The organism is Halomonas sp. CnH100-B (genome assembly GCF_024124605.1).
Taxonomy (GTDB): Bacteria; Pseudomonadota; Gammaproteobacteria; order Pseudomonadales; family Halomonadaceae; genus Vreelandella.
Genome location: NZ_JAMXRX010000001.1, coordinates 740469 through 757030, shown reverse-complemented (window position 1 = coordinate 757030; position 16562 = coordinate 740469). Strand labels below are relative to the sequence as shown.

General features: G+C 58.0%; 13 protein-coding genes. 10 read left to right on the top strand and 3 right to left on the bottom strand.

The features are described from left to right. The first annotated feature begins 113 nt into the window (after positions 1-113). The 10 genes from NH398_RS03395 to NH398_RS03350 all read left to right on the top strand — a co-directional run bounded on the left by NH398_RS03395 (position 114) and on the right by NH398_RS03350 (position 12623). Positions 114-1793 (top strand): glutamine--tRNA ligase/YqeY domain fusion protein, encoded by a 1680-nt coding sequence (locus NH398_RS03395; protein WP_253016488.1) that lies wholly within the window; start codon positions 114-116, stop codon positions 1791-1793. 11 nt (positions 1794-1804) lie between these two features. Continuing rightward, positions 1805-3190, top strand: a complete 1386-nt coding sequence (gene cysS / locus NH398_RS03390) for a cysteine--tRNA ligase (protein ID WP_253016486.1) — start codon at positions 1805-1807, stop codon at positions 3188-3190. Between the two features lie 105 nt (positions 3191-3295). After that, positions 3296-4219 carry an ABC transporter substrate-binding protein gene (locus NH398_RS03385; RefSeq protein ID WP_253016484.1) on the top strand — a complete coding sequence of 308 codons (924 nt, stop codon included), beginning with the start codon at positions 3296-3298 and terminating at the stop codon, positions 4217-4219. A gap of 3 nt (positions 4220-4222) precedes the next feature. Next, on the top strand, positions 4223-5422 hold the full coding sequence (locus NH398_RS03380; protein ID WP_253016482.1) for an ABC transporter permease: 1200 nt from the start codon (positions 4223-4225) through the stop codon (positions 5420-5422). After that, positions 5419-6384, top strand: a complete 966-nt coding sequence (locus NH398_RS03375; protein ID WP_253016480.1) for an ABC transporter ATP-binding protein — start codon at positions 5419-5421, stop codon at positions 6382-6384. Before NH398_RS03380 ends, NH398_RS03375 begins: the two co-directional genes overlap by 4 nt. Further along, a complete protein-coding gene (locus tag NH398_RS03370) occupies positions 6374-7150 on the top strand; it encodes an ABC transporter permease (RefSeq protein WP_366070017.1) in 777 nt (258 codons plus the stop codon). The genes NH398_RS03375 and NH398_RS03370 overlap by 11 nt, the downstream gene beginning before the upstream one ends. Positions 7151-7284: 134 nt before the next feature. After that, a complete protein-coding gene (locus tag NH398_RS03365; RefSeq protein WP_253016570.1) occupies positions 7285-8487 on the top strand; it encodes a thiamine pyrophosphate-dependent dehydrogenase E1 component subunit alpha in 1203 nt (400 codons plus the stop codon). A 1-nt stretch (position 8488) separates the two neighbouring features. Further along, positions 8489-9466, top strand: a complete 978-nt coding sequence (locus NH398_RS03360; RefSeq protein WP_253016478.1) for a transketolase C-terminal domain-containing protein — start codon at positions 8489-8491, stop codon at positions 9464-9466. A gap of 17 nt (positions 9467-9483) precedes the next feature. Then, positions 9484-10740 carry a 2-oxo acid dehydrogenase subunit E2 gene (locus NH398_RS03355; protein WP_253016476.1) on the top strand — a complete coding sequence of 419 codons (1257 nt, stop codon included), beginning with the start codon at positions 9484-9486 and terminating at the stop codon, positions 10738-10740. 17 nt (positions 10741-10757) lie between these two features. Beyond that, the gene (locus NH398_RS03350) at positions 10758-12623 is read left to right on the top strand and encodes a protein kinase (protein WP_253016474.1); all 1866 of its coding nucleotides are present in this window, start codon (positions 10758-10760) and stop codon (positions 12621-12623) included. A 21-nt stretch (positions 12624-12644) separates the two neighbouring features. Here the strand turns inward: NH398_RS03350 and NH398_RS03345 are convergent, their stop codons facing one another. The 3 genes from NH398_RS03345 to NH398_RS03335 all read right to left on the bottom strand — a co-directional run bounded on the left by NH398_RS03345 (position 12645) and on the right by NH398_RS03335 (position 16407). Further along, a complete protein-coding gene (locus NH398_RS03345) occupies positions 12645-13466 on the bottom strand; it encodes an IclR family transcriptional regulator (protein ID WP_253016472.1) in 822 nt (273 codons plus the stop codon). 142 nt (positions 13467-13608) lie between these two features. Continuing rightward, the gene (locus NH398_RS03340; protein WP_253016470.1) at positions 13609-14817 is read right to left on the bottom strand and encodes a 3-oxoadipyl-CoA thiolase; all 1209 of its coding nucleotides are present in this window, start codon (positions 14815-14817) and stop codon (positions 13609-13611) included. A gap of 57 nt (positions 14818-14874) precedes the next feature. After that, the gene (locus NH398_RS03335; RefSeq protein ID WP_253016468.1) at positions 14875-16407 is read right to left on the bottom strand and encodes a 3-hydroxyacyl-CoA dehydrogenase; all 1533 of its coding nucleotides are present in this window, start codon (positions 16405-16407) and stop codon (positions 14875-14877) included. Positions 16408-16562 lie beyond the last annotated feature (155 nt).

Genomic DNA, 16562 nt, shown 5'->3' with positions numbered 1-16562 from the left:
CATCGGCGTCACGTTATAATAGCGGTTTTGCTCGGCACCGCGAAGCGCTAACCCCGATTGCCTTCGTATCGTGTGCCCTGCACGCCATCCACCATGAGGTTATCAACACCACCATGACCAACGAGACCACCCCAGCGCCGAACTTCATTCGCAACCAAGTACGCGACGAGATAGCGGGCGGCCAGGTCACCAAAATCGTGACGCGCTTTCCCCCGGAGCCCAACGGCTTTTTGCATATCGGCCACGCCAAGTCGATCTGTTTGAATTTCGGGTTGGCAGAGCAGTTGGGTGGTGAGTGTCATCTGCGCTTTGACGACACCAACCCGGCGAAAGAAGAGCAGGCGTACATCGATGCCATCAAAGAAGACGTTAGCTGGTTGGGCTTTGAATGGGCCGGTCCGGTGCGCTTCGCTTCCGACTACTTCGATCAGCTCTACGCCTGGGCCCAACACCTGATTCGCGAAGGGAAAGCCTATGTGGATGATCTCTCCCCGGATGAGATTCGTGAATATCGAGGCACGCTGACCGAGCCCGGCAAGCCGAGCCCTTACCGTGAGCGCAGCGCCGACGAGAACCTGGACCTTCTTGAGCGGATGCGCAACGGTGAGTTTGGTGAAGGCGAAAAAGTACTGCGCGCCAAAATCGATATGGCGTCGCCCAACATCAATTTGCGCGATCCGATTTTGTACCGGATTCGTCATGCTCATCACCACCAAACCGGTGATAAGTGGAAAATCTACCCCTCGTACGATTTTACCCACGGCCAGTCGGATGCCATCGAGGGCATTACCCACTCCATCTGTACGTTGGAATTTGAAGACCATCGCCCGCTGTATGAGTGGTTCTTGAATAACCTGCCGGTGCCTGCAAAACCGCGTCAGATCGAATTTGCCCGTCTCAATCTCGACTACACGCTGACCTCCAAGCGTAAGCTGAAGCTGTTGGTGGATGAGCAGATCGTCGATGGTTGGGATGACCCACGGATGCCAACCATTTCCGGTATGCGTCGCCGTGGCTATACGCCCGCTTCGATTCGTAAATTCTGTGAAATGATCGGCGTGACCCGTTCCGACGGTGGTTTTGTGGATATCGCCATGCTGACCCATGCCATCCGCTCAGATTTGGAAGATAACGCACCCCGCGCCATGTGCGTGCTCAAGCCGTTGAAAGTGGTACTGACCAACGTGGCAGAAGACCACGAAGAGGTCTACGAGGTGCCAGGCCACCCGGCGCGTGACGACATGCCCATGCGCAAGGTGCCGTTTGGGCGTGAACTCTACATCGACCAAGACGATTTCATGGAAGACGCACCGAAGAAATTCTTCCGCCTAGCACCGGGCAAAGAAGTGCGCCTGCGCAACAGCTACGTCATTCGCTGTGATGAAGTGATCAAAGACGATGCAGGTGAGATTGTTGAGCTGCGCTGCTCCGTGGACTTCGACACCCTGGGTAAAAACCCGGAAGGCCGCAAGGTGAAAGGCGTGATTCACTGGGTCAGCGCTGCCCATGGTGTACCGATGGAAGTCCGCCTGTACGACAACCTGTTTATGGTCGAGCAGCCCGACCGTGATAAGGATGTCGACTTCCTCGAGCATTTGAATCCCGAGTCGCTGGTGGTGTGCCACGCGATTGGCGAACCCAGCCTGGCAAGTGCTGCTCCGGAAGACCGCTTCCAGTTCGAGCGGGTGGGGTATTTCTGCGCCGATCGTCACGCCTCGACGGCTGAGCACCTCGTGTTCAACCGCACCGTCGGTCTGAAAGATAGCTGGGCGAAAATCAAACAGAAGGGTTAAGGAAACGTCGTATGCATATTTACAATACGCTGACACGCCGCAAAGAGCCTTTTAGCCCGTTAGTGGCTGGCAAGGTCAGCATGTACGTTTGCGGCATGACGGTGTATGACTACTGTCACCTTGGCCACGCCAGGGTGATGGTGGCCTTTGACGTGATTACCCGCTATTTGCGCCACCGTGGCTATGACGTGACCTACGTGCGTAATATCACGGATATCGACGATAAGATCCTCAAGCGGGCCGAGGAGAACGGCGAAACTATTAGCGCACTCACTGAGCGCATGATTGCTGCGATGCATGAGGATGAGGAACGCCTGAACGTGCTGCCGCCTAGCCAGGAGCCCCGTGCAACTGGGCATATTGGCGATATCGTTGCCATGATCGAAACGCTCATCGAAAAAGGGTTTGCCTACGCAGCGGCCAATGGTGACGTTTATTACCGAGTGCGTAAATTCGCCGACTACGGCAAATTGAATAACCGTCAGTTGGATGACATGCGCTCTGGTGCACGGGTCGATGTGGATGTGCACAAAGAAGACCCGCTGGATTTCGTGCTTTGGAAAGCGGCCAAGCCGGGTGAAGCCCACTGGCACTCTCCCTGGGGAGACGGGCGACCGGGTTGGCACATCGAGTGTTCCGCGATGTCGACCTGCTGTTTGGGCGATACCTTCGATATCCATGGCGGCGGGCCGGATTTGACTTTCCCCCACCATGAAAACGAGATTGCCCAATCGGAAGCTGCGACAGGGAAAACCTACGTCAATACCTGGATGCATGCCGGAGCCGTTCGCGTCAACCAAGAGAAGATGTCCAAATCATTGGGTAACTTCTTCACCATCCGCGACGTGCTTGCCGAGCATGATCCAGAAGTGGTGCGCTACCTGTTGGTGGCAAGCCACTATCGCAGCGCCATCAATTACTCGGTGGACTCCCTGGTCGAAGCGCGTAAGTCGCTGACGCGGCTTTATACGGCATTAGATGGCGTGAACGCTGACGAGCAGGCAGCCGCCAGCGATGCCGCAGAGCGCTTTACCGCGGCAATGGACGACGACTTCAACACGCCTGTCGCCTTGGCCGCGCTATTCGACTTGGCCCGCGATCTCAACCGAGCGAAAAGCGATCAGCCGGCAGATGCACCGCGTTTGGCTGGTGAGTTAAAGCGCTTGGCCGGGGTGCTGGGACTACTGCAGCAAACGCCACAAACGTTCCTGAAAGGTGCCCAGCAGCAGGTAGCGCTAAGCGATGAGGAGATCGAAGCGAAAATCGCCGAGCGGTATGCAGCGAAAGCCAGCAAGGATTTTGCCCGCGCTGATGCTATTCGTGACGAGTTGGCAGCGCTTGGCATCATTCTTAAAGACTCCCGGGAAGGAACCACCTGGGTGATCGAAGCGCCTTAATCGCGCGCCTGGGTCAGACGTCGTTAACGCGGCGTCTGACTTCAACGCAGCAGGCTCTTATACTGAAACGATACGCCCTAGACGCTCATTGAAAAGGATGACCCCATGCGCTCACTGTTCACACCTTCGTTGGCTGCCTGTCTATCGACGGTAGCCTTTTCTGTCGCCACACTCTCCACCGCCAGTGCTAACGACCCTGTGGTGGTCTCTTCCAAGATCGATACCGAAGGGTCCGTCCTGGGCGAGTTGATCATCCAGACGCTGGAGCGTAACGGGATTCCCACCGAAGATCGCCTGCAACTGGGGGGCACCAGCGTGGTACGCAGCGCCCTGAAAGCAGGCGAGATCGACCTTTACCCCGAGTACACGGGGAATGGCGCGTTTTTCTTCGACATGACCGATAGCCCGGTGTGGAACAGCGCAGAAGAGGCGTATCAAACCGTTAGCGAACGTGATGCTGAACAGGGCTTGATCTGGCTCCAGCCTGCCAGTGCCAACAATACGTGGGCCATGAGCATTCGTCAGGACGTGGCCGAGGCCAATGATTTGGTGACGCTGGATGATCTGGCCGCGTATCTTGCCGACGGCGGAGAGTTCAAATTTGCTGCCAGCGCCGAATTTGTCGAATCTGCCCAGGCGCTACCTGCTTTCCAAGACGCCTACGGCTTCGAGTTGAGCGATGACCAACTGCTGGTGCTTTCTGGTGGCAATACCGCGGCGACGATGCGTGCAGCGGCTCAGCAAACCAGCGGTGTCAACGGTGCCATGACCTACGGGACCGACGGTGGTTTGAGCGCGTTAGGCCTTGTCGTCCTCGAAGACTCCAAAGGCGTCCAGCCGGTGTATCAACCCACCCCCGTGGTGCGTGAGGAAGTACTGAACGCTTACCCTGAAATGGAAGCGGTGCTGAATGAAGTATTCGCCACGCTCGACCTCGTCACGCTTCAAGAGCTCAACGCAGATGTCGCGGTGAATGGCTTCTCGCCGGATCAGGTCGCCAGTGACTACCTTGACGGCCTGGATGACTAATGGATGTCGTTAATCGACGCTTTGCCATCGCCATCGTTTAAACGACGCCCTTGGTACCCGAATGTTGTTCTGTTGTGCCTAAGCGTTGCCATGCTGGCTGCCGCTTGGCTGTTGAGCTTCGTGAGTGTTGCCCCTAATCGCATCGTTTCCGGTACCACCTTTGGCATCGTCGACGCTATTCGTTGGCCAGGGGCGATACTCGTGTCGCTGCTCTTTGTTGCCATGACGGCTCTGGCCTGCGTCCCCAGCCCCCGACACTACCGGGCGATACTGGGTCTTATCACACTCACCTTGCTACTCATGCCATTTGGCTTGATGGTAGCTGGGCATTGGCTGGTCGACCCTTCACTACCCCAGGCCCGGCTTGGCATAGGTCCGGCCTATTGGTCCGTGCTGTTCGTCTTACTGCTCTGTTTGGTAGAACTGCGACTGCGCTTGGGATTGTCGCGCTGGTGGCCCACGCTACTGCTGGGAGGGGTAGGCGTGGCTTGGTGGGGGTGTGCGGCACTCTGGCTGGATCACCTTGCGCTCGTGCAGGAGTTTCAGGCGCGCGAGCAGCAGTTTTATCAGGCGGTGGGACAACACATTGCGCTGGTGAGCACCGCCGTAGGCGTCAGCGTGGTGTTGGGGATGTCGTTAGCGATGCTGATGCGTCGCTATCAGCGCCTGCAAAAAGTCGCCTTTACGCTGCTGAACTTTTTACAAACCATCCCCAGCTTGGCGCTCTTTGGACTGTTGCTAGCGCCCCTGGCTTGGTTGGCAGCGAACGTACCGACACTGGCGGCATTAGGGGTGAGCGGTATTGGTAACGCGCCCGCGTTGATCGCGCTCATAGCCTACAGCCTGCTGCCGATGGTACGTAATACCTACATCGCCCTCGAAGAGGTGAGCGAGGACACATTGCAAGCCGCTAAAGCCATGGGCATGCGTACGAGCCAGCGTTTTTGGCAAGTGCGTTTTTCGCTGGCGCTTCCCGTACTGTTAGAAGGCGTGCGTATTACCTCCGTTCAGGCCGTCGGGTTAACCGCTGTGGCCGCGCTGATCGGGGCCGGTGGTTTGGGTACGTTCATTTTTCAAGGGCTGGGTCAAGCCGCCATGGATATGGTGCTACTGGGCGCGCTGCCCATTCTAATCTTGGCACTAATGGTGGATGCAGGGTTAGGCGCGTTAGCAGACGCGCTGCGTCCCGGAGGACAGGAATGATCGAGCTTTCCCACGTTTCAAAACAGTTTGGCGACGACACCGCCGTGGATGACATCACGCTACGGGTCGCAAAAGGAAAGTTCTGTGCGCTGGTGGGGACCTCTGGCTGTGGTAAATCCACCACGCTGCGTATGATCAACCGGCTGATCGATCACAGCAGCGGCGACATCATTTTGGATGGCCAAGCGATCGAGCAGTACGATCCGGTGAAATTGCGTCGTCGAATTGGCTATGTGATCCAGAGTACTGGGCTGTTTCCTCATTGGAGCGTTGCACGCAATATTGGATTGGTGCCTCGGCTGCTGAAGTGGCCCGCCGCCGAGATTTCCGCTCGAGTTGAAGAGCTGATGGGGCTTTTGGGGCTGCCGGTAGACGAGTTCGCTCATAAATATCCGCATCAACTCTCGGGAGGGCAAGCTCAGCGAGTGGGTGTCGCCCGTGCGCTTGCCGCTGACCCCGACATTCTGCTTATGGATGAACCCTTTGGCGCTCTGGACCCCATCACCCGGGAAAAACTTCAGGATGAGCTGGCCAAGTTGCAGGCTCGGCTGCACAAAACCATCGTCTTCGTGACTCATGATATGGACGAAGCGCTGCGGTTAGCCGACCAGCTGGTCGTCATGCGCGATGGCCGCATCGTTCAGCAAGGCACGCCGCTGGCGCTGTTGCAGCATCCTGCTGATCCCTTCGTCGAGTCGCTGCTGGGTGGCCTTGAGCGTGGCTTGAAGCAGGCAGCGTTGACCAGAGTGAAAGATCACATGACCTCACTTGGTCCGACGCTGCCCGCGCAATCGCGGATTCCTGCCGATTTCACGCTGCGACAAGCGCTTTCCATGATGCTACGTGATCACTGTGACCGCTTGACGGTCGTAGACCAAAACGACGTGCCGATCGGCGAGCTCTCTCTGCGCCGCATCGTCAAAGAAGCGCAGCTGGATAAGGTGAGCCAACGTGACGCGTAAGTCAGCTTCCGTCAGTCAGCTCAACGCGGTCAGCGTGCAGTGGTTTCTTCCGCTCATCTGGGCCGTGTTGCTGGCCGTGTGCATCGTTGGTATGCCGGGCCTCGAGAGTATGTTTCGCTGGGTGGAGACGGATGCCAGGCAGGTCATCTACGACCGCGCGGCGCTGTATGAACTGTTGGGACGCCATGTCTTGGTGGTCGGGGTGGCGGCGGCAGTGACCATCGTGGTGGGGGTAGCGGCGGGCATTGCCGTCACTCGCGAGCGAGGGCGTGATTTTTTGCCGCTGGTAGGGCAGTTGGCATCGTTGGGACAAACGTTTCCACCGGTGGCCGTGTTGGCCTTAGCCGTTCCGGTGCTCGGCTTTGGTACGCTCCCTATCATCGTTGCCCTCATGCTCTACGGGCTGCTGCCGATCGTGCGTAATACGCTGGCCGGTATCAATGATGTCGACCCGACTATCAAACAAGCGGCGCAAGCCATGGGCATGACGCCTTGGCAAGTCCTGCGCCAAGTCGAACTTCCGTTGGCGGCCCCCGTCATCCTCGCAGGCGTTCGGACATCGGTCACGATCAATATTGCCACGGCTGCTCTGGGCGCTACCGTAGGCGCGAGTAACCTAGGCGATCCGATCATTGCCGGGATCGTCAACGGCAACGTGGCCTACGTACTGCAAGGAGCGCTGCTGATTGCGCTGCTGGCGCTGTGTGTCGACAGCGCTTTTAACGTGTATCAGCAGCACTTACGTCAGCGTCTCTCTGCGTCTTAAGTTGAATCCCTAAACCGCTTGCACTGAGTTACTGTCCAAGTGTTGCGTTGACCCGTGTCAGATAAATCCACTGGCACAAACGGTCATCACCGACAACACTGCCCTCAAAAGGGGTAAAAACAAGGACAATAATGATGACTCAGTATGTACACCAGCCGTCTTTCATGACCGGCGATGAATTCTCCATCGAGACCTTTTGTCTGCTGAACCCCGATGGAGAACTCTACGAAGGCGCAAAAGAGCCCCCGCTAACGCGGGAACACGCGCGTAAGCTCTATCAGGCCATGTTGGCCACCCGAATTCTCGATGAACGCATGATGGCCGCTCAGCGCCAGGGGCGCCTCAGCTTTTACATGCAGTGCACCGGCGAGGAGGCCGCCGTGGTCGGCGCGACCGCTGCGCTGGATGATGCCGATATGATCATGGCCCAGTACCGTGAGCAAGGCGCTCTAATGTATCGCGGCTTCTCGATCGACGAGTTTATGAATCAGCTGTTTGGCAACGAGCTCGACTACGGTAAAGGTCGCCAAATGCCGATTCACTACGGCTCCCGTAAGCTGCACTACATGACCATCTCTTCCCCGCTAGCGACCCAGATTCCCCAGGCCACCGGGTACGCCTATGGCCAAAAGCTGGCCGGTGAAGGCCACTGTACGCTGACCTTTTTTGGCGAAGGCGCAGCCTCAGAAGGGGACTTTCACGCCGCGCTTAATATGGCCTCGGTGCACCAGGTGCCGGTGATTTTTTTCTGTCGCAATAACGGCTATGCCATCTCGACGCCTGCCACCGAACAGTTTGCTGCCGATGGTATTGCTCCCCGTGCGTTTGGTTACCATATGCACGTGATACGCGTGGATGGAAACGACGCGTTGGCCGTCTTCGAAGCGACACGGCAAGCCCGGCAAATTGCGGTCGAGCAGAACCAACCGGTGCTGCTCGAGGCTATGTCCTACCGGTTGGCTGCCCACTCATCTTCGGATGACCCGTCGGGCTATCGCGCTAAGAGTGAAGAGGAAGCGTGGCGCGTGAAAGATCCGTTGCTACGTATGCAGCGCTGGCTGGCTAAGAAAGGCTGGTGGAGCGATGAAGAAGAAGCTGCCCAGCAGGAGAGCCTGCGCCGCGAAGTGCTGGAAACCATGAAGCGCGCCGAGAAACGCCCGCCGCCGCCACTGGAGTCGCTGATCAGCGACGTGTATGCCGATGTGACGCCAGCGCTGCAGCGGCAGTTGGATCAGCTCAAGCGCCACATTCGTCGCTATCCCGATGCTTATCCGCGCGGTGCACAATCCCTAGATCTGACCCTTTCGTCAGCCGACGATCGTCAGGGGGAGGCGTAAGATGACGACCATGAACATGCTTCAGGCGATCAACAATGCGCTAGATATCGCCATGGCAGAAGACGAAAAAGTGATCTGCTGTGGCGAGGACGTGGGTGTCTTCGGTGGTGTTTTTCGTGCCACCAGCCATCTGCAGGAGAAGTACGGAAAAGCGCGCTGCTTCAACACGCCACTAGTGGAGCAAGGCATCATTGGCTTTGCCAACGGGCTGGCGGCACAGGGGGCGGTGCCTGTCGCCGAGATTCAATTTGCGGACTACATTTTCCCTGCCTTTGACCAAATCGTGAACGAGACCGCCAAGTTTCGCTATCGCTCGGGGGATCTCTTCAACGTCGGTGGGCTCACCATCCGTACGCCTTACGGCGGCGGCATTTCCGGCGGCTTATACCACTCTCAATCGCCGGAAGCCTACTTTACCCATACGCCCGGTTTGAAAGTGGTGGTGCCTCGAAACCCCTATCAGGCCAAAGGCCTGCTGTTAGCGGCCATTCGTGATCCTGACCCTGTGCTGTTCCTGGAGCCGAAACGACTTTACCGCGCTGCAGTGGGTGACGTACCCGATGACGATTATCAACTGCCTATCGGTGAAGCCGAAGTGGTGAAAGAGGGTAATGATATTACCTTGGTGGGTTGGGGCGCGCAGATGGAAGTGATCAGTAAAGCCGCTGAGCTTGCTGAAGAGCAAGGCATTGCCTGCGAGGTCATCGATCTGCGCTCGCTGCTGCCCTGGGATGTGGATACCGTGGCAGAGTCGGTATTCAAAACCGGCCGTATGATTGTTAGTCATGAAGCGCCGCTCACCGGCGGCTTTGCTGGTGAAATTGCCGCAACGATACAGGAGCGCTGTTTTCTCTATTTGGAATCGCCGATTACTCGGGTTACCGGGCTGGATACGCCTTTCCCGCTCGTGCTGGAGAAAGAGTACTTGCCCGACCACCTGAAAATTTTTGAAGCGATTCGCGAAAGCGTGAACTTTTAGCGCCAGGGAGAACAGCCATGAGTGATTTTTTACTGCCAGATATCGGTGAAGGCATTGTTGAGTGTGAAGTGGTGGAGTGGCGTGTGGCCGAGGGCGACACCATTGAAGAGGATCAGCCGATTGTCGAAGTGATGACCGACAAGGCGCTGGTGGAAATCACCGCGCCAGAAGCCGGGACGGTCACCAAGCTGTATGTGGCCCAGGGGAAGATTGCCAAGGTTCACGCGCCGCTTTATGCCTACCAAACCACCGGTCAGACGAACAACGATACTGCTGCTATCGAACAGGCACCTTCAGTGCCGCCCAGCAGCGACGCGATGGCCGCGGATGAAGATAATGTTAGCCAGCCGCCTAACAACCAAGCCGTTGTCCCGGCGCCCTCAAGCAAAGTGCCCGCTAGCCCTGCGGTGCGCCGCTTAGTACGCGAGCATAGCCTAGCCCTGTCGGATATCTCAGGCAGTGGCAAAGATGGCCGAGTACTGAAAGAAGACGTGCTAGCGCACCTCAACGCGCCAGCGGTATCTAACCAAACGGCCAGTGTTTCGATGCCATCAAGCACCGGCTTAGCCCCCTCAAAAGTAGAGCCGCTGCGCGGCGTACGGGCGGTGATGGCCAAGCGCATGGTAGAGGCCGCTAGCTCCATTCCTCATTTTCACTACGGTGAAGAGATTGATGTCACTGAGCTGTTGGCGCTGCGCGAGCGGCTCAAGCCGCAGGTAGAGGCGAAGGGCGAACGGCTCACTCTGATGCCGTTCTTTATGAAAGCGATGGCGCTGGCCGTGGCGGAGACGCCGATCATCAATGCACAGTTAAACAGCGAAGCCAACGAGCTGAGCTACTACGACCAGTGCAATATCGGCATGGCGGTGGATAGCAAAGCGGGGCTGCTCGTCCCGAACGTAAAAGGTGTCGAGCGGTTGTCCCTATTCGAGATTGCCAAAGAAGTCGGCAGGTTAACCCATGCAGCACGGGAAGGGCGTGTGGAGCAGGCGGATTTAAAGGGCGGCACCATCAGCATCTCCAACATTGGTGCACTCGGGGGAACCTACGCCGCGCCGATTATTAATGCGCCGGAAGCGGCCATAGTGGCCATTGGCAAAACCCAGTGGCTGCCGCGCTTTGATGAGCACGGGGGGGTGCAGCGCCGGGCGATATTGACGGTCACCTGGGCAGGCGATCATCGCTTTATTGATGGTGGCACTATCGCCCGGTTCTGCAACGCCTGGAAAGGCTTTCTGGAAGCGCCGGAAAGCATGCTTCTGCACTTGGCGTAACCGTGTAGGCACTTGTAATGAGCCAGGCACCGCTGCAGCAGTTTTACATACCCGAAGAGCAGTCGATCTACCTGCTAAGCCATCACGATGCGCGAAAGCTAAAAGACTGGGTAGCGCTGTGTCAGGCACAGCTTGCCCAGTTGGGCTATTCGAATATCGAGCTGATTGGTAAGGGAGCTTACGGGTTTGTGTTTGCGGGTAGCGCTTGGCAACAAGGCGTCAAAACGCACTACGTGTTCAAGTTTTCACGCATTACGCTGCCCACCCATTTACAAGAACGCCTCGAAGAGGAGGCGTTCATGCTCGATCAGGTATCGCACCCCCGAATTCCCAAGCTCATTACCTACCAGCGCGCCCGCAGCCAGTCGATTTTGGTCATGGAGCGTGCGCCTGGCTGGAACCTGGAGCAAGTGTCGCTCAAGCAAGGAAAGCTCCCACCACGATTGATCGTGCGCATTGCCGCGCAGCTGGCGGATATTCTCAAAGCGCTGCGTCGTGAAACGGGCCCACATGCACGGCCGGTGGTACATGGCGATATCAAGCCTTCCAATCTCGTTTTCGATGCGGTCAGTGAATCCATCGCGCTAATCGACTGGGGCTCATCGGTGTTCGCACAGTTGGATGAATCGCTTCAGTTCGTGGGTGCCAACGTCATGGAGTTGATGTCGGACAATCTGCAGCAAACCAATGCACGGCTGGGTGATGTCTATTTTATCGGTGAAGAGCAGTTGAACGGAGCGCTCTCGTCGCCACGGTTCGACGAGCAGGGGACGGCAGGTACGCTCTATGCGCTAGCGTCTGCGCAGTCCTGTCGTTTTGGTCATCGAGCGATTCCAGCAAGCGCATTGGGGTTGCCGATCGAGTTCGCGCGTACGCTGGATGGGATGCTCGATCCCGACCCGCACGTACGTCGGCGGGCGGGGGATCACTTCATCCGTGAAATGCCGCGCATGGCCAAGCTGGTCATGATTGACTTGCCCACTCCCGCTCAAACACCGCTCGTGCCGGTGTGGGGCAAAGGCCGGCATCGAGCAGATACCCAAGAGATCGACACGGTGGTTTATAGCTCTCGAAAAGCGTTCTTGCGGGAAGCGAGTGTCGAAGAAACGCTCAACGATGTGAACGACGTCCAACTTGACCGCTACTACAAGCAGTTCATGCAGGGCATGGGGGAGACTGAGAAGGCTTTTCTCGCCTCGGTGAGTCGGCTAGGCAAATATCCGGTGGTGGGCGGCTTGGCAGTACGCTGGGAGCGAGAAGGCGTTTACATCGATTCATCGCTGAACCTGCATGACCCTGAGTTGAAACCCGCATTTATCGAAGCGGTGAACAACATGGTGCACTTGGCACGCGCCATTCATCGCCAAGGCGTGTTCAAAAGCTGCTTGTTCAATGCCCGCCAAACGCTGCACTTAGAGCGTGCTAGCCCTGAGGAGGCGTTTTGCTGTCAGCCAGAGATGGCGATTAATTACGAAGTGAGCGCGGTGCCGGAAATGGAGGATCGCACCCGGCAGCACAGCTATTTTGAGGATGGCCCTGACCCCGAAGAGCTACTGGTACTACCAGAGAGCATCATGCACATGCTTCAGCGGCTCAACGAGATACACCATACCGGTATGATCATTTTTGAAGCGCTGCCCAGGCATCTGAAGATCCATAGCTACTACCGGCTGCTAGACCCACGGCGCGAGCAGGAGTTTCGTGATTTACTCAGCCGCATGCTCACTGCCGTCAGTCAAATCGAGGGGCTTGGCGTGTCAGGATTCATGAAAATGCCTTACAAAGACACGCGCTTTTTTACCCACCTAGAGCGACAGCCAGAACACTTTTACCCCAAAGATCCAAAGGAGTACCTCAGAAAGTGCTCTCTGCCGACCGCGTAGCGCAAGGGAAGGGCGTCTCCCTCACCGGGGTGGGCGATATCGTGGAGATAGCTCCTGCTTAATTTTCGCTGCTACTTCCTTGAGTCTGGGGCCAAGGTTGTTGACCAATCGATCATGATCTAAACGCAGGCTAGAGCCACCGCAGTTAATCGCCATCACTTCGGCACCATCTTCCAAAATGAGCGGCATGGCCACGGCGCTAATATCCCGCTGCCAATCCTGCTCGGAGAGGCAAAAGCCGTACTCAGCATAGTCGCGCAGGCTCTGCTCAATACCGGCATGAAGGCGCGGCCAATCGCTGCCGTGAAACGCGGCTAGCTCTTGCATCACCTGTTGGCGGCGCTCGTCAGATAATCCGCACAGCCAGGCACGACCAATCGCCGAGGTGGCGATGGGCAGCCGCGAGCCGACATCCAAGCGAATAATCAGCGGCCCGTGGCCGTGGCAGGTTTCCAGATACACCATGTCGCTGCGGTCGGCACCGCCCAGGCTCACGTTGCAGTCGGTGGCGTCGGCAAAATGCTGTAAATGGGGGCGAGCAATTTCGCGAATGCCCATATTAGCCAGAAAGCGATAACCCAGCGCCAGCACACCCGGCCCGAGGCGGTACTTCTCCAGGTGACGGTTGTGTTGCAGGTAGCCTAACTGGGTCAGCGTATAGGTTAACCGGGACACCGTGGGGCGCGGGATGTGGGTGCGATTCGAGAGCTCTGCATTGCCCAGGTACTCTTCTCCAGTTCCAAAAGCGCGGAGCAGCTCTAACCCCCGCGCAAGCGCGGTGACAAAGTTGCGATCTTTTTCGGGTGATTGCGGCTCATCAGCAGCGGCGTCGGTTGGTTCCATCAAGCGTCTCGGCTAATCAATCATTGAGTGGCAAGTATCGCATACCTGCGCTGGGGCGTTGCAAAGCGCGATAAGAGAGCTTAGTCAACGCTTGGCCTGCGGCGCCTGCCTTAGAGACTGTGCTAGCGCCGCAGGAGGGCGGTTAGCTGTCTAGGCGTTCAATGATGGTCGCAATGCCCTGGCCAACGCCAATACACATGGTGACCAGCGCATAGCGCCCGTCGGTGGCTTCTAGCTGGCGCAGCGCAGTGAGCGCCAAACGTGCGCCCGAGGCACCCAGCGGGTGGCCAATGGCAATGGCACCACCGTTGGCATTAAGGCGCGGATCGTCGGCGGAAAGACCCAACTGCTGAACGCAGCCCAACACCTGCACTGCAAAAGCTTCGTTGATTTCAATCACGTCCATCTGCTCAAGCGAAAGGCCAGCCCGAGCCAGCGCTTTTTGCGAGGCGGGTACCGGCCCCAGGCCCATAACGCGGGGAGCAACCCCCGCCACGGCGCTGGCAACGATACGCGCTCGCGGAGCAAGCCCAGCTCGCTCGCCTGCTGCACGCGTGCCGACAATCAGCGCGGCAGCCCCGTCGTTTAATCCAGACGCGTTGCCGGCGGTCACGACACCGCCTTCAAACAGCGCGCCGAGTTTGGCCAGTTTCTCCTCGGTGCTTTCAGCCCGGGGATGCTCATCTTTATCTACCAACAGCGGCGGCTGTTTGCGCCCTTGAGGCACTTCTACCCCAAACATTTCTCCTTCGTAAAAGCCGTTTGCCAGCGCCTTGGCATAGCGCGCTTGCGAGCGGGCGGCAAAGGCGTCGCTGGCCTCGCGGCCAATGTTCAGGTCGTGGGCAATGTTATCGGCAGTTTCCGGCATGCTGTGGCTGCCGTACTCGTTGGCAATCCACGGGTTGGGGAAGCGAGAGCCAATCACGGTATCAAACATCGGCTGATTGCGAGCGTAGGGGGAGTCGGCTTTGCCCAGCACGTAAGGCGCGCGGGACATAGACTCCACGCCGCCAGCCAAAAATAGCTCACCCTCGCCTAAGCGAGCGGCACGGGCGGCATCCATCATGGCGGCTAAGCCACTGCCGCACAGGCGATTGACGGTTTGGCCTGCCACCTCAATCGGCAGGCCCGCCAGCAGCGCACCGTGACGGGCCACGTTACGGGAATCTTCCCCCGCTTGGTTAGTACAGCCCGCCAACACTTCTTCGTAGCTTTCCGGGGCAAACGGATTACGCGCCACCAGTGCTTTGAGCGTTAAGCCCAGCAGCTCATCCGGGCGAATGGCCGCTAGGCTGCCGCCATGGCGACCGAAAGGGGTGCGTAATCCGTCGTAAATATAGGCGTCTTGCATGGTTATTTTCCTTGTTTGTGTAAGCCTTACTTGAGCCGTAGTTGAAACTGAGGTGTGTCAGCCCGTTGGCCCGTCAGTGAGGGGCATGCCCAGCGCGGCGCGGCGGCGCAGCCACGGGCTAGGGCGATAGCGGGGGTCACCGGTGGCGGCTAATAGGTTGTTCAAAATGGTTAGGATACGCGAAGCGCCGTAATGGTCGCCCATGCGCAGCGGGCCAAATGGGTAGCCCAGGCCAAGTTCCACCGCACGATCAATAGTGGCGGGTGCAGCGACGCCTTGCTGTGCGATATCTGCCCCAACGTTGACGATGCAGGCCACCACGCGCTGCAGTACAAAGCCGGTGCTGTCTTGTAGGGTGCTGACCGGCGTGCCGTCAGCATTCAACAGGCTGGCGGCAGCATTGACTAGTTCGGGGCGGGTAATGGGGGAGACCATCAGGCTGCGGCGCTTATCCAGCCCCGCCAGCATATCCACCGCGACGCACTGCTCGGCATTCAAGCCTTGGCGCAGAGCGCACTGCGTGGTGTCTTCGCCCAGCGGTGTCAGCAGGCACAGCGCTGCTGAGGAGGGCTGATCCGCACTTTCTAGTGGCCAGCCCGCCGTGGCGACCAGTTCGGCAAGCTGGGCGGCGCTGCCAGGGTCGTCTTGGCTGATCCACACGGGGCAAGGCGAGGCTGACGCAATGGCGGGCTCTTCCGGCATCTGCTGCTGGCCATCCACGTAGCGATAAAAGCCCTCACCGGTTTTGCGCCCTAGCAAGCCTGCTGAGAGCCGCTGGCGGGTGAGCGGTGAAGGGCGAAAGCGCGGCTCTTCATAGTACTGGTGGTACACCGACTCCATCACCGCATGGGAAACATCCAGACCCGTCAGGTCCAGCAGGGTAAACGGCCCCATCCGAAAACCACCTTGATCCACCATGATCCGGTCAATGGTGGCGGGGTCGGTCACACTCTCACTCAGAACGCGCAGCGCTTCGGTACCAAAGGCGCGCCCGGCGTGATTGACCAGAAAGCCAGGGGTGTCGGTGGCCTGGGCGGTAAAGTGGCCCATGGCGGTGCCCAAGGCATTGACCCGTTGGGTGACGTCGCTAGCGGTACGTAACCCCGGAATCACTTCCACAATTTTCATCAGCGGGACGGGATTGAAAAAGTGAAAGCCAATCACGCGCTCTGGGTGCTGGCAGGCGGCAGCAATTGCGGTAACAGACAGCGAAGAGGTGTTGGTGGCGAGCACGGCATCCTGGCGAACAATGCCCTCTAAATCGCTAAACAGCCCCTGCTTGGCTTCCAGCTTCTCGATAATCGCTTCAACGACGATATCGCAGGGGGCGAGGGCGGCGAGGTCGCGGGCCTCAATCAATCGCTCGCCGTACTGCTCGGCTTGGGCTTGGGTAATCCGCTGCTTGTCGGCGCTGCGCTGCCATAACCCATTAATAAAGGCAGTCGCTTCCGCCACCGCGCCTTCTTTAACATCAAATAGCATGACGTTCAGGCCTGCCTGCGCGGCGAGCTGAGCAATCCCTCTACCCATGGCCCCCGTGCCGACAATGCCAAGAGTGTTGAACGAATGGGCGACTGCGTCGTTGGACATAGGTCAAAATCCTCGCTGCAAGTGTTTGTTGTTCTGCATTGCAAAATAGCATTTCGTTTATTGACTGCCATCCTAGGCTATGCAAAAGTGCCTGACAAGAGAGTGAACGCTAGTTTCGCCATGCAGAATTATTGCAGGCCTCACTGCCCGCGCGA